Origin of the sequence: Dickeya oryzae, assembly GCF_009372235.1 — a bacterium.
GTDB lineage: Bacteria > Pseudomonadota > Gammaproteobacteria > Enterobacterales > Enterobacteriaceae > Dickeya > Dickeya oryzae.
This window is the reverse complement of the sequence record NZ_ML762924.1, coordinates 90,186-110,624: the sequence shown is the minus strand read 5'-3', so window position 1 is coordinate 110,624 and position 20,439 is coordinate 90,186. Positions and strand designations below refer to the sequence as shown.

Below are 20,439 nucleotides of genomic sequence, written 5' to 3'. Positions count from 1 at the left end.
TAAAACCTGAACCCGCATGTGGAGGATAGCGTGCGGGTTTATTGTATTGCCAGCCCTAAGCCACCTCTTGGGGAGGCGGGCGACCTGCATAATCGCGGGACACAAGCCAATATTTAATGCTATATTTTCCAACGTTTGAGCTTCAGCTCGAGCCATAAATAATTACCCCGAGGATAGCGGCATTATGCGTTTGTTATTTATTTGCCCGGATTGGGCTAATTTAGCCACACCAATCGTGACAGAGATGAAACGCCAGGGGCACGACGTTATCCATATTGATCATTGTGATCTGTCAACATTTAGCTATTTTGATTCACACCATGAATCCATTGCGCAAACCTACGAAACGATAACCGGTAAAATCTACAAAAACCTTGTTATTGATAATCAAATAAAACTGAGTTTACACAATTTCTTTATTGGCAGAGAGCCATTCGATGCCATTATTATGACGGAACCTAACCTGTTCAATGAACAACACCTGTCAATATTGCGCCGGCATGGTAGAAAGCTTGTCGCCACATTATGGGACGGTTTGAAAAAAGCCCCAGAAAATGGTTTGTATCTGAATCAATTCGATCACATACTCAGTTTCGATAGTGAAGATTGTGAGCAATTTCACTTCACCAAAATCACCAATTACATTGATCCTGCATGGAAAAGCTCGATTCCTTATCAGGCGTGCGAGTACGATATTTTCTCTATTATGAGCTTCACGCCGGAGAGATACCAGCAAGTCACCCATTTTCTTGATAAAAATCCCAATCTTAAATCCAATATTATTTTTTATATTGGGGGATCAGGAAATCCAGAATATATAAAAGACGACAGAATAAAAACCTCAAAAAAATTACTACTGGGTGCTGAATTAGCCCATGAAATTAGCCACTCTCGGGCAATTTTAGATATTCTTCAAGGCCAACAGACAGGGCTATCGTTTCGTGCCTATGAATCGATGGCTTATCAGCGTAAGTTGATTACGACGAATCCACACATCACCAGCTACGATTTTTATAACCCACAGAATGTATGTGTGCTGGATCAGGATGGATACCTTCCCCAAGGTTTTATCCATACCCCTTACCAACCCGTACCGGAACCTATCTACCATCAGTACACGCTATGTTCATGGGTAGAAAAAGTTATTCAGGAAATATCAGATAACGCCAGACACCTTTAACAATACCCAATGACAAAAAAGCCTCCACAAAGGAGGCTTTTGCATACACAGCGCGCTCTGCGCTGATTTATCCGGGCAATTACTGCAACACTGAAATATCCGCTACTTTCAGGAACAGATTACGCAGTTCGTTGAGTAGCGTCAGACGGTTGATACGCACCTGCGCGTCATCAGCGTTGACCATCACCTTATCAAAGAAGTTATCGACTGACTCACGCAACTGAGCCAGTTCCGCTAACGCTTCCTGATAACGCCCTTCGGCAAACCACGGTGCCAGCTTGCTGGTCAGCGCGGTAACATAGGTCGCCAGCTGAATCTCTTCCTTCTCTTTGAGCAATGCGGCCTGCACACTGTCGTTCAGCGTTTCGGTAGACTTCGCCAAAATGTTGGAGACACGCTTGTTAGCAGCGGCCAGTGCTTCGGCTTGCTCCAGTGTGCGGAAATGACTCACCGCTTTCACGCGAGCATCGAAATCTGCCGGGCGAGTCGGACGACGCGCCAGCACCGCCTGAATGGTGTCGACACTGTGGCCTTCTTCCTGATACCAGGCACGGAAGCGACCCAGCATGAACTCGATGACATCGTCGACCACATTGGCGTTAGTCAGCTTGTCACCGTACAGGCGTACCGCTTCTTCCGTCAGGGTTTGCAAGTCCAGCGGCAGGCGTTTTTCCACGATGATGCGCAACACACCCAACGCCGCACGGCGCAGTGCGAACGGGTCTTTATCGCCTTTCGGGTGCTGACCGATGCCAAAAATACCCGCCAGGGTATCCATTTTATCGGCAATCGCCAGCGCGCAAGCGACCAGTGAGGACGGCAGTTCATCGCCAGCAAAACGCGGCTGGTACTGCTCGTTTAGCGCGACAGCCACATCTTCAGCTTCACCGTCGTGACGGGCATAGTGCATCCCCATCACACCCTGAGTATCGGTGAATTCAAACACCATATTGGTCATCAGGTCGCATTTGGACAGCAGGCCCGCACGTTTGGCGTGATTGACATCAGCACCGATCTGCTCAGCCACCCAGCCGGTTAGTGCGGCGATACGGTCGGTCTTATCACGCAACGTCCCCAACTGTTGCTGGAACAACACGGTTTCCAGACGCGGCAGATGATCTTCCAGACGTTTTTTACGGTCGGTATTGAAGAAGAACTCGGCGTCAGCCAGACGCGGGCGTACCACCTTCTCGTTACCGGCGATGATCTGCTGCGGGTCTTTCGATTCAATGTTGGCGACGAAAATGAAATTCGGCAGCAGCTTGCCGCTGTTGTCATAAACCGGGAAGTATTTCTGGTCGCCTTTCATGGTGTACACCAGCGCTTCCGCCGGTACCGCCAGGAATTTCTCTTCAAATTTGGCGGTCAGCACCACCGGCCATTCCACCAACGACGTGACTTCTTCCAGCAGGCTGTCGCTCAGATCAGCATTGCCGCCAATCTTGCGTGCCGCTTCTTCGGCATCAGCCTTGATTTTGGCTTTACGCGCGTCGTAATCGGCGATGACCTTGCCACGTTCCTGCAAAATCTGCGGGTACTGGTCAGCGTTATCAATCGTGAATTCCGGCTCACCCATAAAGCGGTGACCACGGATGGTACGGGCAGAATCAATGCCCAGCACAGTGCCGGGGATCAGTTCATCACCCAGCAACAGGGTCACGGTATGCACCGGACGCACAAACTGGGTGTCGTTATCGCCCCAGCGCATCAGTTTCGGGATCGGCAACTTCGCCAGCGCAGTGCTGACCATGCCCGGCAGCAGCGTTTGTGCTGCTTCGCCCTTCACGTGTGCGCGGAATAACAGCCACTCGCCTTTGTCGGTGGTCAGGCGCTCGGCCTGCTCGACGGTGATGCCGCAACCGCGTGCCCAGCCTTCTGCGGCTTTGGTCGGGTTGCCGGAGGCGTCAAACGCCTGCGCGATGGCTGGTCCACGTTTTTCTACTTCCCTGTCCGGCTGGGACGCGCTTAAACCGGCCACTTTCAGTGCCAGACGGCGCGGGGCCGCGAACCAATCGACCGACTGGTAACCCAGCCCGGCGGCGTCCAGTTCAGCGGTAAAATTGGCGGCAAAAGATTCCGCCAGGGTACGCAAAGCCTTCGGTGGCAGCTCTTCGGTGCCGATTTCCACCAAAAATGTCTTATCTGTCATCGCTGCCTCTCAGCTCTGTTTACGATTGCACATCGGGAAGCCCAGTGCCTCACGAGAGGCATAATAGGCTTCCGCCACCGCTTTGGTCAGGGTACGGATCCGCAGGATGTAACGCTGACGTTCGGTCACGGAAATGGCTTTGCGCGCGTCCAACAGGTTGAAGCTGTGGGCGGCTTTCAAAATGCGCTCGTAAGCAGGCAGCGGCAGCGGTTTTTCCAACGCCAGCAACTGCTGGGCTTCTTTTTCATACTGCTCGAAGCAGGTAAACAGGAAATCCACATCGGCGTATTCGAAGTTATAAGTCGATTGCTCCACTTCGTTTTGATGGAACACGTCGCCGTAGGTGGTTTTACCCAGCGGGCCGTCGCTCCACACCAGATCGTAGACGCTGTCCACGCCCTGAATGTACATCGCCAGACGTTCCAGGCCGTAGGTTATCTCGCCGGTCACCGGTTTACACTCCAGCCCCCCTACCTGCTGGAAATAGGTGAACTGGGTGACTTCCATCCCGTTCAGCCACACTTCCCAGCCCAGACCCCAGGCACCCAGCGTCGGGTTTTCCCAGTTATCTTCCACGAAACGGATGTCGTGGATGGTCGGGTCCATCCCCAGCTCTTTCAGCGAACCGAGGTACAGTTCCTGAATATTGTCCGGCGACGGCTTAATGATCACCTGAAACTGGTAGTAATGTTGCAGGCGGTTGGGGTTCTCACCGTAGCGACCGTCGGTCGGTCGGCGGGACGGCTGCACATAAGCGGCGGCGATAGGCTCCGGGCCAAGCGCACGCAGGCAGGTCATAGGGTGAGAAGTGCCGGCACCGACTTCCATGTCCAGCGGTTGGACAATGGTGCAGCCCTGACGCGACCAGTAATCCTGTAATGTCAGGATCAGGCCCTGAAAGGTCTTGGTATCAAACTTTTGCATGTTGGATTCGCACGCGATACAAGTGGTTTTTACAATGAAGCCGCCAGTATACCCTCTGAGTGCAAGATATACAGCCAGAATGCGGCAACAACTTCAGTGACGGCGACATTTTCAGTGACATAGCATTATCGCCGCCTTTTCCTTCCTGTTTCGGGTAACGATCAACCGGTAAATACGGTATGTAGCATTTTCAGGCTCAACAGCAGCAACAACCCGGCAAACGCTTTCTTTAGCGTCGCGACCGGCAAGCGATGCGCTAAACGTGCGCCTACCGGCGCGGTGAAGAAGCTGACCGCCGAGATGAGCGCCACCGCCGGTAACGAAACATAACCCACGCTGAACGCGGGCAAGCCGGTCGCAGACCAGCCGTTAATCATGTAGCCCAGCGCGCCAGAGAGCGCGATCGGTAAACCTACCGCCGCCGAGGTGCCGATAGCCTGCTGGATACGTACATTACACCAGGTCAGAAACGGCACGGTGAGCGAGCCACCGCCAATGGCGACCAGTGCGGAAATACCGCCGATAGTCAGCCCGGCCAGCGACATGCCGGTCACGCCCGGTAACTGGCGGTGAGGTTTTGGCTTGATGTTCAACACCATTTGCAGCGAGACATATGCCATAAAACAGGAAAAGAAGATTGCCAGCGCACGGGTTGGCAATAACGCCGCCAGCCAGGTAGCGGCGAAGGTTCCCAGTAAAATCGCGGGTGTGATGCGCCATACCACCGGCCACATCACCGCCTGATGTTGATGGTGGGTGCGCAGACTGGAGATAGCGGTGATCACAATCGCCGCCATCGAGGTTCCCAACGCCAGATGCACCAAATGCGTTTTCTCCACACCTTGTGCGGCGAACAACGCGGTCAGCACCGGCACCATGATGCCGCCACCGCCTATTCCCAGTAATCCGGCCATAAATCCCACCACGGCTCCCAGCGCCAGATAGGCCAGTATCCACTCAATCCCCATTATCGCCCCTTGTCGCTTATTAATTGTCGTTTTGCGCTTGTCGTTTTTGGTGTGATTCCCGCGCCGTGTCACACATTGCCTTGTCAGGTCAGGGTTGCATCACATCACGCTTAGGCTGATGATCCGGTTGGTCCGCTGAAATCGACCATCATCAATACCAACAACGCGGGTGAATAACAATGCCGCTAACAATGTTGCTAAATAACACTCATCGGCAAATAACCACTGGGAGTAAGGAGAAGAGGATGGCACGCTGTGGCTGGGTCACGCAGGATACGCTGTATCAGGATTATCACGATAACGAGTGGGGAACCCCCTGTACCGATAGCCGCGCGCTGTTTGAACTGCTGTGTCTGGAAGGCCAGCAAGCCGGGTTGTCGTGGATAACCGTGCTCAAAAAACGCGAGCACTACCGCCGTTGTTTCCACGGATTCGATCCGTACCGGGTAGCAGCCATGACTGATGACGATGTGAACCGGCTGGTACTGGACCCGGGCATCATTCGCCACCGCGGAAAAATTGAAGCCATTATCCGCAATGCCCGCGCCTGGCTGGCAATGCAGCAGCAAGGGGACGACTTTGCCACGTTTATCTGGTCCTTCGTTAACCATCAGCCGGTCATCAATAACCCGACATCGCTGGCTGATGTTCCGGCAAAAACCGCTGTGTCGGATGCCATGTCGAAAGCGTTGAAAAAACGCGGCTTCACATTCATCGGCTCCACCATCTGTTACGCCTTTATGCAGGCTGCCGGGCTGGTAAACGACCATACCACCGACTGTTGCTGTCATCCGGAGGCGTTGTGATTCGACCTTATCGGCCACAAGACCTGGACGCGCTGGTCGCACTATGGCGGGAAAGTACCACGCTGGCGCACCCCTTTATCCCGGCGCACTATTGGCAGGAAAGTGAAGAGCTGGTTCGCGGGCATTATATCCCCCACTCACAAACCTGGATTTATGAGCATGCTCAGGGCATCGGCGGTTTTATCAGCGTGATGGATCAGCGCTTTGTCGGCGCGCTGTTTGTTCACCACAGCCTGTATGGTCAGGGCGTGGGCGCGGCGCTGATGCAGCATATTCAGCATCGCTTCCCGGTGCTCAGTCTGGAGGTGTATCAGCAGAACCACCGCGCCTGCGCCTTTTATCGCAAACAAGGGTTTACGACCGTGCAGGAAAGTTATCAGCATGAAACCCAGTCACACTTGCTGGTTATGCACTGGCAGGATCAGGCGTTGCTCGCCGCCGTGACACCCTGACCACGTTTCAGGCCGCCGGGAAGAAATAACAAGTACCATCCGATTGTTTATCATGATATTTCATTAAATCGCCCAAACGTTTTTAGGCATTATTACGGCAAAGGCCTGCCCTTGATATGCGAAGCTAACAGGCTGACCTGCGTTCAAAAATAACTGTCGTTTTAGTCAGACAATCGCCTCAATCAGCCGGAGTGAACTGATGAAACCTGAAGTCATCCTCTACAAGAAGATCCCTGACGATTTACGCCAAAAACTGGAGCAACACGCGAGTGTTTCGGTTTTTGATGGCCTGCCTCCCATCGACCACCCGTTACTGGCGCGTGCTGAAGGGTTGATTGGGGCCGGACACACCGTCAGCCGGGAATACCTGTCCCACCTGCCAAAACTACGGGCGGTTTCTACCGTGTCGGTGGGTTACGACAACATTGACGTTGCGGCGTTAAATGACAAAAAAGCGTTGCTGATGCATACGCCGACTGTCCTGACAGAAACGGTGGCGGATACCGTCATGACCTTGATGCTGATGACGGCGCGCCAGGCGTTGAAATCCGCCGAGCGTGTGAAAGCCGGTGAATGGACGCGCAACATCGGTGAAGATTGGTTTGGCATTGATGTTCACCACAAAACCATTGGTATTCTGGGCATGGGGCGTATCGGTCTGGCGGTGGCTCAGCGGGCGCACTTCGGTTTTAGCATGCCGGTGCTCTACAACGCCCGTCGCCGTCATGACGCGGCAGAAACCCGCTTCAACGCCCGTCACTGCGACCTCGACACCCTGCTGGCGGAATCCGATTTTCTGTGTATTACCCTGCCGCTGACGCCGGAAACCCACCATCTGATTGGCAAGGCACAGCTGGCGAAAATGAAATCCAGCGCCATTCTGATCAACATTGGCCGCGGCCCGGTGGTGGATGAGCAGGCGCTGATTGAGGCATTGACCGACGGCACCCTGCACGCCGCTGGTCTGGATGTGTTCGAGAAAGAACCGCTATCGGTAGACTCACCACTGCTGAAGCTGCCCAATGTGGTTGCACTGCCGCACATCGGCTCCGCCACCCATGAAACCCGCTACAACATGGCGGCCTGCGCGGTAGATAACCTGATAGCCGCGCTCAGTGGCGACGTTAAAGAAAACTGCGTCAATCCGGACGTGCTGAAGTAGTTCAGCACGCAGATTGAGATCCCTCCTTCCCGACATCGGGAAGGAGGATTTTCACGCGAAGAGCGATTACTCCACCGCGATCGGTTTTTCGGTCAGCGTGGTGGTGCGATCACCCTGAATCGCTTTCACTTTCTGTTCGGTTTGTTGTACTGCCGCCGGGCTGCTCAACAAGCTGTAAGTCAGCTCGAACGTGGTGCTCTGGCCGGGTTGTAGCTTCTTCACACGCCCTTGCTGGCGTTCAATGGTGACCGGATAGGCGTAGCTGGTGCCAGGCTCGATGCCGGTGACATAACCCTGTTTCTGGGTGTCGGTGTTTTTCCACAGCGTCAGCAACGGCAACTGATGGGTATCAAAGGCGATGGAAACCCCTTTGTCGCCTGCGCGATTAACCAGCGCGGCCAGTGTTTTGCCCTCTTTATCCGCGTAAGGCGTCATGTTGAACACCATTTCGTCGAAGCCTTTAGTCGGGCCTTTATACGTCTGCCAGCTTTTCAGACCGGCCCTGGCGTAGTCATTAAACGGCGAAATCTCTTTCACGGGTGCCAGGAAACGTGCCCCTTCTTCCAGAATCGGGGTGCCGAAATTGCTGTGATAGATGATCTGGTAATCACGCGCGTAATCTGACTTATTGGTCAGCACGTCATGAATGGTAAACGACTCGCTCCCCGGCACGTAGCGCAGTTCAGTCCAGGTTTCGAGGTTGGATTTCTTAAAGCTGTTTTCCTTGAGCAAGCCACGCACCGTGATGGTGTAAGGCGCTTTATCGCTGACATCCACAATCACTTTCGACGCCGGCGTATTGCCGGCACGGCCGTGCAGGGTATAGATCATGCCGTCGCTGGTGACCGGATGTCCGGTCCACTCATAGCCGCAGCGCACCATCATCTCATTGAAACCTTCCAGCCAGCCCAGTCCATTGCGGCTTTCCAGGGTAATCGTATTCGGGTTGACCACTTCATCCACCGGAGAATCCCAGCCCAGCCGGATGTTTTTACCGGTGACATGCAGTAAATCCATGCCGCGGGTCGGACTCAGGGTAATTTGCAGTCCGTTGGGACTGGTGATAGTCAGAATCTTGCTGCCTTCCTGGCGTCCGCCGTGCAGTACCTTTTGTTCGATGCTGAAGTGCTGATCCTTAATCTTCAGCGCATCGCTGCTGATCTGCCAGTTTCCCTTTTCGGTGCTGCTTTCAACGTCTGTAAGCACAAAGGTTTGAGCCGATGCCTGCCAGGAAACCAGCGCCAAAGCGATACTCATTGCCAGTACATTTTTCATTCCATACATCCTTTTAGCTGAATTGATTAAGCCCGTGAAGCTAAAAGACTACAAATCCAGCTGACAGGAGAATGTGATTGCTATCACCAGATGATTACCTGCTTTTTTTTCACAACATATTTGCAAAATAAATCACACTTTAATTAAGAATACCTAATGATATTGCATGAAAAACGCGATCGTGATCAGTTAAAAGCTGACGCACGTTCAGCATTTAGTGCCTAACAGACGTGAACATGCTGAAGCAGAAAACGCGTTCAGCAGATGAATACTCTGACATAACAAAAATATATGGATAAAAACAGGGTGATGATATTTCCACCATGATTGCACCACCCCGAGGCACACGCTAAGGTGTCGGTTAACCTGTGCTTCACCCTTTATTGACAAATTATGAACTTTTCCCGTTTTGGCAACAAATTTACCCGTCATGCTGGTATTACCCAACTGATGGATGACCTGAACGACGGGTTACGCACCCCAGGTGCCATCATGCTCGGTGGCGGCAACCCGGCCCATATTCCGGCAATGGACGACTATTTTCAGCAATTGTGTCGTGATCTGTTGGATCAAGGAAAATTGACCGATGCGCTGTGCAACTACGATGGCCCGCAGGGCAAAGATGTGTTGCTGCATTCGCTCTCCAATCTGCTGCGTGAACAGTTTGGCTGGGAGATTGGACCACAGAATATTGCACTGACTAATGGCAGCCAGAGCGCATTTTTCTACCTGTTCAATCTGTTTGCCGGTCGTACTGATGAGGGGCAACATCGCCGGGTGCTGTTTCCGCTGGCACCGGAGTACATCGGTTATGCTGATTCCGGGCTGGATGAGGACATGTTTGTCTCTGTTCGCCCGCAGATTGAGCTGTTAGCGGAAGGGCAATTCAAATACCACGTTGACTTCGAGCAACTGCACATCACCGATGATATCGGCATGATTTGCGTTTCCCGGCCGACCAACCCGACCGGCAATGTGCTCACCGACGACGAAGTGCAGCATCTGGATGCACTGGCCCGTGAACACCAGATTCCGCTGGTGATCGACAACGCTTACGGCGTGCCATTCCCCGGTATCATCTTCAGCGATGCCACACCGCTGTGGAATCCGAACATTATTCTGTGCATGAGCCTGTCCAAGCTGGGCTTGCCCGGTTCCCGCTGCGGTATCGTGATCGGTTCTGAGCAGGTGATCGAAGCGCTCGGCAACATGAACGGTATTGTCAGCCTGGCACCCGGCTCTATTGGCCCGGCGCTGGCACATGAGATGATCCAGCGTGGTGATCTGCTGCGGCTGTCCAACGATGTGGTCAGGCCGTTCTACCGCCAGCGGGTGGAGCAGACCATCGCCATTATTCGTCGTTATCTGCCGCCAGAAGTGTGTCTGATTCACAAACCAGAAGGTGCGATTTTCCTGTGGCTGTGGTTCAAAGACTTGCCCATCACTACCGAGGTGCTGTACCAGCGGCTGAAGCAACGCGGCGTACTGATGGTGCCGGGTCATTACTTCTTCCCCGGTCTGGAACAGGAATGGCCGCACGCTCACCAGTGCCTGCGCATGAACTACGTGCCGGAGCCGGAAAAAATCGAGCAAGGTGTTGCTATTCTGGCCGAAGAGGTGGAGCGGGCGCGGCAAGAAGGCGGCGTCTGACACGCAAAAAAACCGCACCTTACTAAGTTGGGTATCCAACTTTTAGGGTGCAGTTTACAAAGGCGGTTCTCGTTACGCGTGATATCGGTGTGATATCCCTCGCTATCAGTTGTACAGCTCAGCGACGCCTTGCAACTGGTTATCGCTGCTGGTGGCAGAGATGATGCGGAACGATTTGGCACCGGCAGCATCCGCTTTTTCAGACAGCTTAGCCTGCAGGCCGTCCAGCGTATTCGCCGTGGCGCTGACAGAACCGACAGACTGGCTGGCAGACTGCTGTACTTCAGTCGCAGCGAAAGAGCCGAAAGAAACGGTAGCCAGTGCGATAACTACAGCAATATTTTTGATGGCATTCATGGTTGATATCCTTCACAGTGTATTCGGTTAATGTTCTTTACTGGAGGCGTTATTGCCTTCGATGAAAGTGATAATAGACCTGTTATCAGCTCGTTAAAAACGGGTTTATTTGCAGATATCATTCAAATTTTATGAAATAAAAAAGCGTCGCGTTCGCCCTTCGCCTGCCCGCCTTGACTTACCCCAAAAGCAGATATTCATTGCCGGTTTTGTACTTTGTGGTTTTGCCATGCCTGTGGAAGTATCCCTTTCATATGACAGCCTTTTTCCAGCCCTGACGTCATCTGCATAGTGGCTGGTATCACTCTGATAACTAAAAGGAAAAAACCATGTTTGGTTTCTTGAACGCTCAACAGAAGCGGGGAATGGGTCTGCTTGTTTCATTCGCACTACTGGGAAATGGCGCACAGGCGGTGGCCGCCGACGTTGCACCAAAAACCGGCGGCATCTTGATCTATCTGGAACAACAACCGCATACCAATTTGTATCCACCCGCAGGTGGTTTTTATCCTAATGGCGGTATCCTCAACCAAATTACCGATAAGCTGACGTATCAGAACCCGGAAACGTTGGACATCGAACCCTGGATTGCAGAATCCTGGACCGTTAACGCCGACAGCACCGAATACACATTCCGGTTACGCCCTGGCGTCACCTTCTCTGACGGCACACCGCTGGATGCCAACGCCGTCGCTAAAAATTTCGACACCTATGGGCTGGGCAACAAAGAACTCAACCAGCCGATTTCCGAAGTCATCAACAACTACCAGCGCAGCGAAGTGATCGACCCGCTGACGGTGAAGTTCTACTTCAAAAAACCGTCGCCCGGTTTCCTGCAAGGCACCTCCGCTATCGGCTCCGGTCTGGTGTCGCTGAGTACGCTGGCCCGTAATTTCAACCAGTTAGGCGATGCGACCCACATCATCGGTTCCGGCCCATTTGTGGTCAGCAGTGAAAAACCGGGGCGCGAACTGAAACTGGTGGCACGTAAGGATTACCACTGGGCACCGGTGAATTTTGCCCATCAGGGCCGCCCTTATCTGGATGGCATCACCTATCTGGTAACACCGGAAGACAGTGTGCGCATTGGTGCACTGGTCTCCGGGCAGGCGGATTTTATCCGTCAAATTCAGGCCTATGACGAACAACGGGTGCAGAGTGAGGGTATTCGGATCTACGCCGCCCCAACCCGCGGGGTGAATAACAGTATCAACTTCCGCCCGGATAACCCGTTGGTAGCGGATATCCGCGTGCGTCAGGCGCTGAGTGACGCCACCAACCCGAAAGAAATCATCCAGACGCTGTATTCCAATAACTACCCACAAGCCACGTCGGTACTGGCGAAAACCGCCGCCGGTTACATCAACCTGTCCGATAAGCTGACGTTCGACCCAGCCGCCGCCGCCCGTCTGCTGGACGACGCGGGCTGGAAAATCGGTGCGCAGGGCGTTCGACAGAAAGACGGCCAATCGCTGGTGTTAACCGCCTACGAATCGCCGCCACAGCCGCAGAACAAAGAGATGTTGCAACTGGTAGCGCAGCAGTGGGCCAAAGTGGGCGTGAAATTGAACGTACTGGCAGGCGATGCGGGCACTAAAACCGTCGACAGCCTCGACCCACTGAAAACCGGTGTATCGCCGGGCATGGTAGGCCGGGCGGACCCGGATGTGCTGAAAAGCCAGTATTACCCCACCTTGCGCAATCTGCTGCTGCAAAAGGGTGGGGCCAGCGACAAGGTACAAACCTTTGAAGACACCCACCTTAATACCCTGTTGGATGGCATCGCCTCCGCGACCGACCGCAACAAACGGCTGGAGCTGGTCGACGAAGTACAGAACTACCTGATCGATAAGGCATACGTGATTCCGATTTTTGAAGAGCCGCAGGTGTTCGCCGGTCGCGCCAGCACGAAAGGCGTAGGCTTTGAGGCGGTGGGCCGCCCCAGTTTCTACAACACCTGGCTGGATAAGTAACCGGGCATCGGCGACGGAGGGCAAAATATGCGCATAGCGTATCTGGCAACACGCCTCGGACATGCACTGCTGGTGCTGTGGGCAGCATTTACCTTGTCGTTCATGCTGCTACAGGCACTGCCGGGTGATGCAGTGCTGATCAAATTCATGAACCCGGAGCTGGGGCTCAGCGCCAGCCAAATCGCGCAACTACGGCTGGCCTACGGTGCTGATGTGCCGTTGCTGACCCAATATGCAGCGTCACTGTCACGCCTGCTGCACGGCGATTTCGGGCTGTCATTGCAGGCTGGGTTGCCCGTCAGCGACTTACTGGCAACCAACCTGCCCCCCACCTTGCTGCTGGCAGTGCTGGGGTTCAGCGTGGCGTTGCTGCTGGCGATCACGCTGGCGTTTCTCTCAGCGCTGGCCCCATTCACCTGGCTGCGCCAGCTCTTTCAGTCCGTACCGTCGCTGCTGATATCCATCCCCACGTTTTGGCTCGGCATCGTATTGATTCAGGTGTTTTCCTTCCGGCTGGGCTGGATTTCGGTGATCAACCCCGGCGAATGGGAAGGACTGGTTTTGCCAGTCCTGACACTCTCCGTACCGATTGCCGCCCCGATTGCTCAAGTATTGATGCGCAGCATCGATCAAGTGCTGGCACAACCGTTCGTGGCAGTGGCGCGCGCCAAAGGCCTGAGCCGCCAGAGTGTGTTATGGCGTCATGTGGCGCGCAACGCCGTGCTGCCTGCGCTGACGCTGGCAGGTCTGCTACTGGGTGAGTTAATCGCTGGTGCACTCATCACTGAAACCGTATTTGGCCGCAGCGGGCTGGGGCAGTTAACGCAGGAAGCGGTCAACACGCAGGACGCCAGCGTGTTGCAGGCCATCGTGCTGATTTCCGCCACCGCCTTTGTGGTCGTCAACCTGCTGGTCGACCTGCTCTACCCGTTGCTTGATCCGCGGCTGAAAACCGCATTGGAGGTGTGATATGGCGAGCATTCAACTGGAAAAAATCACCTTTCCGCTGCTGCGCAAGACACCACGTCTGCGCCGTTATGCCACGCAGCCCGGTCTGGTGCTCGCCTGGCTGGTGCTACTGACCGTGGCACTGTGGGCACTGTTCCCCGGCCTGTTTACCCATACATCACCGATTGAGGGTGTGCCGGGTGCACAACGGCTGGCACCGGGTGGGGCGTACCTGCTAGGTACCGACCAACTGGGGCGAGACCTCTACACCCGCATCGTCTATGGGGCGGTGCACTCACTCTCCGGCGCGGTAGTAGCCGTATCGCTGGGTCTGGTACTCGGCAGTCTGCTGGGGCTGCTGGCAGGCGCGGTAGGTGGAAAGCTGGATACCGTGGTGATGCGCAGTGTCGATGTGCTACTGGCTATTCCCGGTTTGCTGCTGGCGCTGAGCGTCATCATCCTGCTGGGGTTCGGCAATCTGAATGCGGCTATCGCGGTGGGCGTGACGTCGGTGGCGAATTTTACCCGACTGGTGCGTGCGGAAGTGCTGCGCGTGCGCCGCAGCGATTATGTTGAAGCGGCGTTTGGCAGTGGCGGCACCTTCTTTGGCGTGCTGTGGCGCCACATTCTGCCTAACTCGCTCACCAGCGTACTGGCATTCGCCGCATTGCAATTCGGCAGCGCGATTCTGGCACTCGCCACGCTGAGTTTTCTCGGCTACGGCGCACCACCACCAACGCCGGAATGGGGATTGCTCATCGCCGAAGGCCGTAATTATCTGGCCACCGCCTGGTGGCTGACCACCTTCCCCGGCCTGCTGGTGGTCGCGGTGGTGCTGGCGACCAACCGCATCAGCCAGTCTATTCGGAGGCTAACGCGATGAGTCTGCCGCTCAGTTTACAACACAGCCCAGCCACACCGGTGCTGGAGCTGGAAGACGTCGCTATCGCCTACCGTGATGACGACGGTGAACGCACGGTCGTAGAAGGGGTGTCCTTCGTCATTCAACCCGGTGAAGTGGTGGCGCTGGTAGGAGAATCCGGCTCCGGCAAAACCACCACCGCGCAAGCGGTGATCGGCCTGCTGGCACACAACGGTCGCCTGACTCGTGGAGCCATTCGCCTTAATGGCACAGAGATTAGCCGGTGGTCACCGTCACGACTGGACAGCATTCGTGGCCGGGTGGTCAGCCTGGTGCCGCAAGACCCCGGCAGTTCGCTCAACCCGGTCAAAACCATCGGCGAGCAGGTGGATGAGATGTTGCGGCTACACCAAAAAAGCGATCGCCATAGCCTGCGCCAGCAAACGCTGACACTGTTAACGCGCGTCGGGCTGACCAGGCCGGAGCTGCGCGCCAGCCAGTACCCGCACGAGCTCTCCGGTGGCATGAAACAGCGGGTGCTGATCGCTATCGCCATCGCCTTGAAACCGGCATTGATCATCGCCGACGAACCCACCAGCGCGTTGGATGTCACGGTGCAAAAACGCATTCTCGACCTGCTGGACGAACTGCGCCGGGAGAACAACACCGCCATTTTATTCGTCACCCACGATCTCCGGGTGGCCGCCGAGCGTGCCGACCGCCTGCTGGTGTTCCAGAAAGGTTATATTCAGGAGCAGGGGCCAGCCCGACAGGTGCTGAGTGCGCCGCAAAGCCAGTACGCCCGCACCCTGCTGGCCAACATCCCCTCGCTGACTCACCGTCCATCACGTGTGGCGGTGAACCAGCCTGCCACCGGTCAGCCGATGGTACAGGTGGAACAGTTAGTACAGGAATTCCCGCTGGCGGGCGACCATAAGCAGCGATTTAGGGCGGTGGATACGGTGTCGTTTAGCGTAGCCCCTGGCACCACACACGCCATTGTCGGCGAGTCCGGCTCCGGCAAGACCACTACCGCGCGCCTGATTCTTGGCTTCCAGCGCCCAACGGCTGGCCGCATTCTGATCGACGGCACCGACATGACGCAACTGCGCGGCGAAGCGCTACGTCAGTTCCGTCAGACCATTCAGTTGGTTTATCAAAATCCGTTTAGCTCACTCGACCCGTCGCAGCGGTTATTCGATATCGTGGAGGAACCGCTGCGCAACTTTAACCGCCACGCTCGCACAGAACGGGCCAGCCGGGTTCATGAGATGTTCGAGCGGGTGGCGCTGCCTGCCTCGCTACTGCAACGTCGTCCGGCAGAACTGTCCGGCGGCCAGCGTCAGCGGGTCGCCATCGCTCGCGCGCTGGTGCTGGAGCCGAAAGTGCTGGTGCTGGACGAAGCGGTCTCCGCGCTGGATGTCACCGTACAAGCGCAAATCCTGCGCCTGTTGGACGAGTTACAAGCCTCGCTGGGGCTGACCTACCTGTTTATTTCCCACGATCTCGCCGTGGTACGGCAGATAGCCGATACCGTTTCCGTGCTGTACCACGGCAAACAGGTGGAGTCCGGGCCAGTAGAGCGCATTTTTGCCCAACCGGCTGAACGTTATACCCAGGAACTGATCGATGCGATTCCCGGTCAGCACCACGTCTCTTAAGGGACACACTACACCAAGGATTTAATCATGACTCAAAAACGTCTGGGGTTTTTCACCCGCTTGCTGGATGACGTGCCCGCCGGGCAACGTTACCGCTTAGCCGCCGAACAAATCATCAAAGCTGAGCAACTGGGCTTCGACAGTGCCTGGGTGGCACAGCATCACTTTCACGCCGACGAAGGCGGCCTGCCGTCACCGTTGGTGTTCCTGGCGCAAGTCGCCGCGCAAACCCAACGTATTCGGCTTGGTACCGGAGTGATTACCCTGCCGATGGAACACCCGTTGCGGGTGGCGGAAGATACCGCCGTACTGGACCTGCTCAGTCACGGTCGGTTGGAAGTCGGCATCGGCTCCGGCGGCACGCCGTCATCGTTCGCGGCGTTCGGCCATAACAGCGAACAGCGTGGCGAGATTCTGGGCCGCTATCTGGCACAGGTGCGCGCCGCCTGGGCGGGCGAGCCGCTGAGCGCCGACGGCAATCAGCTTTATCCAGCCGCTGCGCATCTCAATAGCCGTGTATGGCAGGCCACGTTTTCCGTGGAAGGCGCTATCCGTGCCGGTCGGGCCGGCGATGGGCTGATGCTGTCCCGTACCCAACCGCGCCCGGAGGCTTTCCCGGATGCCACGCTGGCCGACTTGCAAAACCCGATGATCGACGCCTATCTGGAGGCGCTGCCGTCCGGCGTCACACCGCGCATCATGGGTTCGCGCAGTGTGTTCGTCGCCGATGACCGGGCGCTGGCGCTGCAACTGGCGCAAACCGGGCTGCAACGTTCCGCCGCCCGGCTGGCCCAGTTGGGCCGTCCGGCACGTAACGGCTCGGTAGAAGAACTGATCGCCTCATTCGACAGCCACGTTGGCACACCGGAAGACGTCATCGCCTCACTGCAGGCGGACAGCTCGCTGGCGCGGACCACTGATTTGGCGTTTCAGGTGCATTCTATCGACCCGCCACACGCCCATATTCTGCGCTCGCTGGAGTTGATTGCCACCCGGGTTGCCCCCGCACTGGGCTGGTCGCCGGTAAAAGACAAACACACCCGCCCGGTCGGGCAGGAGGTCGCATGACACAGTCGACATTCGATATATTGGATACGCTTTCGGAAATTGCCCCGGATTCGCCGCTGGCGCAGGCCAGAGCGACGCGTGATGCCGCCACCCGGCATACGCAAGGCAGCTACGACGCGCTGTTCAGCCAGACGACAAGCGACACGTTACCGCTGGCATTGCGCTTTTTCATCGCCGAAAAGGTCAGCGGCTGGCATCAGAACGCCCGTTTACAGCACTTTTATGCCCAACGGCTGGCGGATTTTCCGGCCCCGACGCCCGGTGCAGCGCTGGACCTGGCGCTGGAACATGCCGAACGTCTGGCATTACAGCCCATCGCCGCACAACCGGGGTCGTTGCAGGCACTGCAACAAGTGGGTTGGGCAGTAGACGACATCGTCACCCTGTCGCAACTGGTCGCGTTTGTCAGTTTTCAAAGCCGCTTGCTGTACGGTTATCGACTACTGGCCGGTCACGCCGAAGAACGGGCCCCCGTTGCACCCGCCGCCGCCGCCGGTCACTGGCATACCCAGGCGCTGACCAACAGCGGCAAAACCGCGCCGAATGCGTTTACACAGGGTGAACTCGGCTGGGAACCGTGGCTCCCGGCCAAACCGCTGGCGGAATTTACCCCGGATGAGCAAGCCATTCTGGCGCGTTTCGGTCATACCGATTCCGACTACTTCCGCTTGCTGGGCCGCAATCTACCGGTGCTGGAGCAACGCACACTTACCGACAAGGGCATCTTCTATACGTCCGGCGGACTACCGCGTCAGGACCGGGAACTGGCTGCCGCCGTCGTCAGCAAGGTAAACGGCTGTATTTATTGCGCCTCGGTACACGCCCGCAAAGCCAGCCAACTGTCTAAGCAGCATGACGCCGTACAACGCCTGCTTGACGTACCACCGGGGGAAGATCTTGCCGCCGGACAGCACCCCCGCTGGCAAGCGATCATCACCTTCGCCGCCCGGCTCTCCACCACGCCATCGCAGGCCAACGCACAGGATCTGGCGCGCCTGCGTGAACAAGGGTTGGACACGCTGGCGATTCTCGACCTGATTCAGTCCACCGCGTTTTTTGCCTGGGCCAACCGGTTGATGCTGACGCTCGGCGAGCCGTTCTGGCCGGGGCGGTAAATCAGATTTAGAACTGATCCAAATAAACGTCATTGTTACAGCCCATTCAGACACAAACAGCATACAGGCTGTATGCCATATACGTTGAACGGAAGAATCTATTACTCGATACAATAGGAAAAGACAGTGAATAAACCGAAGCATACTTCAGTATGTGAGAATTTTGTTCACTGTCTGTAATCCAAACAACAAGGAAAAGAATACGCCTGGATAACCAAGATGAGAGAAATATATCGACTAAAGATATTGGTGTTATTTATTTCTAAACCCAATAAACCTCAACCCTGCATCTTGAGGTTTATTGGATGTGTACTGTAGGATTAATCCGGCCTTCACTTATCTTTTAACTCTCCTCATCTATACTTTACCCCCCAAAGACCCATTCTGACAGCCCCCTTGAGATAATGCCTTACTCTTTACCCTAAGGAATAAAAATATACATATAATAAAAAGACAAGCAGCCTGAACAATAATGAAACTGGGCACATTCATACTGCTAAAATATGGCATCCATATAATAGGTAAGAAAATAATAATCAGAACAATGTTAGCAACTCCCTGGGGAATAAGGGTATCATTTATTGCCCTCAAATGTGACATACCAAATTGCATATAAGATGATGTAATAAAAAACAAGAATATAGATATATATACAGCGGCATTATTAACAAATCCATTATTTCCATATAACATCATAACTTCTTTCATAAAAACAGAGAGAAGCAAAATAGTAATCAAACAAATTAAAAGTATTAAAAATAATCCAACCTTGAAAAAACCATATTGCTCTGGAAGTTTCCTCTCACTAATAAATAGGCTATGTATCTGAGAAAATGCACCAACAGGAATACTAATCAATCCTATAACACTCATTATCACTGAAAGGTCAGAAACATATAAAGGATTAATCCCCATTAGTCTTTGAGTTAAAAGAAAATAGACTAACTTCTGTCCGGCCAGACCAATAGCTATGGGTGAGCCAAAATTAATCAGTTGACTAGTTGTTCTCTTATAATTAAGATCTTTCAATTCAAAATCTATTTTCTTATAAAGAAGAATCCCACCATAAAAAAAGAAAAATGAGACTTCTATAAATAAAAAAGACCAAAAAACATAAACTGCCTTCATATCATTCAAATAAAAAGAGATTAATGAGATTAACAAGGAGGAAAGTAAAGAAAGAAATAACTTTACTTTAGCAATAAATCCGCCACTTATAAAACTCTCAATAAAGAAAAAAAGATAATTATTAAATATCAAAAATGGAACGCAACAGATATATACCAGATAAGACTCTTTATCATACAAATTCAGAAAAAAATTACCAATTCCCCACGATATAAAAAAACCAGACATTGAAAGTATAGTCGCCAGTGGCATACCAGACAGGAATATAGCGCCACCCGATTTTCCATCTCTCTGCCCACTTGTAACCAGATTACCAATCATAGCTAAAGGCATTGAGAGGATTGTAATAGGAAGTGCAAACATAGCGGTAAAATAACTAAAAATAGCCAACTCTTCCCTGTTATATCTAGCCATAACAATGGTTATTATCATAAATCCAATATAGGGTGCAAACCGACTTACACAAAATGGAAATATCTTTTTATAGAAATTTAAAATATAATCACTATTGTTGCCAAACATTAAGCATTTTTTCACCAAACTCCTCCTCATAGATAAATTGGGTGACTTCAAATGCCCTCTGGAGATTCGGATAGTCATCATCACCTAAAAAACCAACACTCATTCAACAGAATCTTTTGTGACAAATATCGCATTTAATTTAAAAAAAGTTCAATAAAAATAAACAAGTAACAAGTAACAAGTAACAAGTAACAAGTAACAAGTAACAAGTAACAAGTAACAAGTAACAAGTAACAAGT

At 53.8% G+C, this 20,439-nt stretch carries 17 protein-coding genes; 11 read left to right on the top strand and 6 right to left on the bottom strand.

Annotated features, from left to right (window positions below):
• Positions 1–184: 184 nt before the first annotated feature.
• On the top strand, positions 185–1,180 hold the full coding sequence (locus FAZ14_RS10495; RefSeq protein WP_153508501.1) for a WaaS/CpsH family glycosyltransferase: 996 nt from the start codon (positions 185–187) through the stop codon (positions 1,178–1,180).
• Between the two features lie 79 nt (positions 1,181–1,259).
• Here FAZ14_RS10495 and glyS read toward each other — a convergent pair whose 3' ends face one another.
• The 3 genes from glyS to FAZ14_RS10480 form a co-directional block, all read right to left on the bottom strand.
• Positions 1,260–3,329, bottom strand: a complete 2,070-nt coding sequence (gene glyS / locus FAZ14_RS10490; protein WP_153508500.1) for a glycine--tRNA ligase subunit beta — start codon at positions 3,327–3,329, stop codon at positions 1,260–1,262.
• Positions 3,330–3,338: 9 nt separating this feature from the next.
• Entirely contained in the window at positions 3,339–4,253 is a 915-nt protein-coding gene (gene glyQ / locus FAZ14_RS10485; RefSeq protein ID WP_012882795.1) for a glycine--tRNA ligase subunit alpha, read from the bottom strand.
• 161 nt (positions 4,254–4,414) lie between these two features.
• The gene (locus FAZ14_RS10480) at positions 4,415–5,221 is read right to left on the bottom strand and encodes a sulfite exporter TauE/SafE family protein (RefSeq protein WP_038926785.1); all 807 of its coding nucleotides are present in this window, start codon (positions 5,219–5,221) and stop codon (positions 4,415–4,417) included.
• Between the two features lie 245 nt (positions 5,222–5,466).
• On the opposite strand from FAZ14_RS10480, the gene FAZ14_RS10475 reads away from it, so the two are divergent.
• From FAZ14_RS10475 to ghrB, 3 genes are all read left to right on the top strand, one after another.
• Positions 5,467–6,027, top strand: coding sequence for a DNA-3-methyladenine glycosylase I (locus tag FAZ14_RS10475; RefSeq protein WP_016941590.1), 561 nt, complete (start codon positions 5,467–5,469; stop codon positions 6,025–6,027).
• Complete coding sequence (locus FAZ14_RS10470) at positions 6,024–6,479, top strand: N-acetyltransferase (RefSeq protein ID WP_016941591.1); 456 nt, start codon at positions 6,024–6,026, stop codon at positions 6,477–6,479. The genes FAZ14_RS10475 and FAZ14_RS10470 overlap by 4 nt, the downstream gene beginning before the upstream one ends.
• Before the next feature lie 199 nt (positions 6,480–6,678).
• Complete coding sequence (gene ghrB, locus FAZ14_RS10465; RefSeq protein WP_038926782.1) at positions 6,679–7,641, top strand: glyoxylate/hydroxypyruvate reductase GhrB; 963 nt, start codon at positions 6,679–6,681, stop codon at positions 7,639–7,641.
• 66 nt (positions 7,642–7,707) lie between these two features.
• Here ghrB and FAZ14_RS10460 read toward each other — a convergent pair whose 3' ends face one another.
• Entirely contained in the window at positions 7,708–8,916 is a 1,209-nt protein-coding gene (locus tag FAZ14_RS10460; RefSeq protein ID WP_153508499.1) for an aldose 1-epimerase family protein, read from the bottom strand.
• A 393-nt stretch (positions 8,917–9,309) separates the two neighbouring features.
• On the opposite strand from FAZ14_RS10460, the gene FAZ14_RS10455 reads away from it, so the two are divergent.
• A complete protein-coding gene (locus tag FAZ14_RS10455; RefSeq protein ID WP_153508498.1) occupies positions 9,310–10,566 on the top strand; it encodes a valine--pyruvate transaminase in 1,257 nt (418 codons plus the stop codon).
• A gap of 105 nt (positions 10,567–10,671) precedes the next feature.
• Here FAZ14_RS10455 and FAZ14_RS10450 read toward each other — a convergent pair whose 3' ends face one another.
• Positions 10,672–10,923 carry a YdgH/BhsA/McbA family protein gene (locus FAZ14_RS10450; RefSeq protein ID WP_012882788.1) on the bottom strand — a complete coding sequence of 84 codons (252 nt, stop codon included), beginning with the start codon at positions 10,921–10,923 and terminating at the stop codon, positions 10,672–10,674.
• A gap of 329 nt (positions 10,924–11,252) precedes the next feature.
• On the opposite strand from FAZ14_RS10450, the gene FAZ14_RS10445 reads away from it, so the two are divergent.
• Genes FAZ14_RS10445 through FAZ14_RS10420 form a run of 6 tightly spaced genes read left to right on the top strand, consistent with a single transcriptional unit; the run spans position 11,253 to position 18,550 of the window.
• Positions 11,253–12,896, top strand: a complete 1,644-nt coding sequence (locus FAZ14_RS10445; protein WP_153508497.1) for a TIGR04028 family ABC transporter substrate-binding protein — start codon at positions 11,253–11,255, stop codon at positions 12,894–12,896.
• A 27-nt stretch (positions 12,897–12,923) separates the two neighbouring features.
• Positions 12,924–13,865 carry an ABC transporter permease gene (locus tag FAZ14_RS10440; protein WP_153508496.1) on the top strand — a complete coding sequence of 314 codons (942 nt, stop codon included), beginning with the start codon at positions 12,924–12,926 and terminating at the stop codon, positions 13,863–13,865.
• A gap of 1 nt (position 13,866) precedes the next feature.
• On the top strand, positions 13,867–14,727 hold the full coding sequence (locus tag FAZ14_RS10435; protein ID WP_153508495.1) for an ABC transporter permease: 861 nt from the start codon (positions 13,867–13,869) through the stop codon (positions 14,725–14,727).
• A complete protein-coding gene (locus FAZ14_RS10430; protein ID WP_153508494.1) occupies positions 14,724–16,367 on the top strand; it encodes a dipeptide ABC transporter ATP-binding protein in 1,644 nt (547 codons plus the stop codon). Before FAZ14_RS10435 ends, FAZ14_RS10430 begins: the two co-directional genes overlap by 4 nt.
• A 27-nt stretch (positions 16,368–16,394) precedes the next feature.
• Positions 16,395–17,435, top strand: coding sequence for a putative FMN-dependent luciferase-like monooxygenase (locus FAZ14_RS10425; RefSeq protein WP_016941599.1), 1,041 nt, complete (start codon positions 16,395–16,397; stop codon positions 17,433–17,435).
• Positions 17,432–18,550, top strand: coding sequence for an alkylhydroperoxidase domain protein (locus FAZ14_RS10420; protein WP_153508493.1), 1,119 nt, complete (start codon positions 17,432–17,434; stop codon positions 18,548–18,550). The genes FAZ14_RS10425 and FAZ14_RS10420 overlap by 4 nt, the downstream gene beginning before the upstream one ends.
• Positions 18,551–18,907: 357 nt before the next feature.
• Here the strand turns inward: FAZ14_RS10420 and FAZ14_RS10415 are convergent, their stop codons facing one another.
• Positions 18,908–20,215 carry a hypothetical protein gene (locus FAZ14_RS10415; protein WP_152446789.1) on the bottom strand — a complete coding sequence of 436 codons (1,308 nt, stop codon included), beginning with the start codon at positions 20,213–20,215 and terminating at the stop codon, positions 18,908–18,910.
• Positions 20,216–20,439: the final 224 nt, after the last annotated feature.

Excerpts from the sequence above, each read along its gene's own strand:
- FAZ14_RS10495 (WP_153508501.1), top strand. The coding sequence starts at position 185 with ATGCGTTTGTTATTTATTTGCCCGGATTGGGCTAATTTAGCCACACCA.
- glyS (WP_153508500.1), bottom strand. The coding sequence starts at position 3,329 with ATGACAGATAAGACATTTTTGGTGGAAATCGGCACCGAAGAGCTGCCA.
- glyQ (WP_012882795.1), bottom strand. The coding sequence starts at position 4,253 with ATGCAAAAGTTTGATACCAAGACCTTTCAGGGCCTGATCCTGACATTA.
- FAZ14_RS10480 (WP_038926785.1), bottom strand. The coding sequence starts at position 5,221 with ATGGGGATTGAGTGGATACTGGCCTATCTGGCGCTGGGAGCCGTGGTG.
- FAZ14_RS10475 (WP_016941590.1), top strand. The coding sequence starts at position 5,467 with ATGGCACGCTGTGGCTGGGTCACGCAGGATACGCTGTATCAGGATTAT.
- ghrB (WP_038926782.1), top strand. The coding sequence starts at position 6,679 with ATGAAACCTGAAGTCATCCTCTACAAGAAGATCCCTGACGATTTACGC.
- FAZ14_RS10460 (WP_153508499.1), bottom strand. The coding sequence starts at position 8,916 with ATGAAAAATGTACTGGCAATGAGTATCGCTTTGGCGCTGGTTTCCTGG.
- FAZ14_RS10455 (WP_153508498.1), top strand. The coding sequence starts at position 9,310 with ATGAACTTTTCCCGTTTTGGCAACAAATTTACCCGTCATGCTGGTATT.
- FAZ14_RS10450 (WP_012882788.1), bottom strand. The coding sequence starts at position 10,923 with ATGAATGCCATCAAAAATATTGCTGTAGTTATCGCACTGGCTACCGTT.
- FAZ14_RS10445 (WP_153508497.1), top strand. The coding sequence starts at position 11,253 with ATGTTTGGTTTCTTGAACGCTCAACAGAAGCGGGGAATGGGTCTGCTT.
- FAZ14_RS10440 (WP_153508496.1), top strand. The coding sequence starts at position 12,924 with ATGCGCATAGCGTATCTGGCAACACGCCTCGGACATGCACTGCTGGTG.
- FAZ14_RS10435 (WP_153508495.1), top strand. The coding sequence starts at position 13,867 with ATGGCGAGCATTCAACTGGAAAAAATCACCTTTCCGCTGCTGCGCAAG.
- FAZ14_RS10430 (WP_153508494.1), top strand. The coding sequence starts at position 14,724 with ATGAGTCTGCCGCTCAGTTTACAACACAGCCCAGCCACACCGGTGCTG.
- FAZ14_RS10425 (WP_016941599.1), top strand. The coding sequence starts at position 16,395 with ATGACTCAAAAACGTCTGGGGTTTTTCACCCGCTTGCTGGATGACGTG.
- FAZ14_RS10420 (WP_153508493.1), top strand. The coding sequence starts at position 17,432 with ATGACACAGTCGACATTCGATATATTGGATACGCTTTCGGAAATTGCC.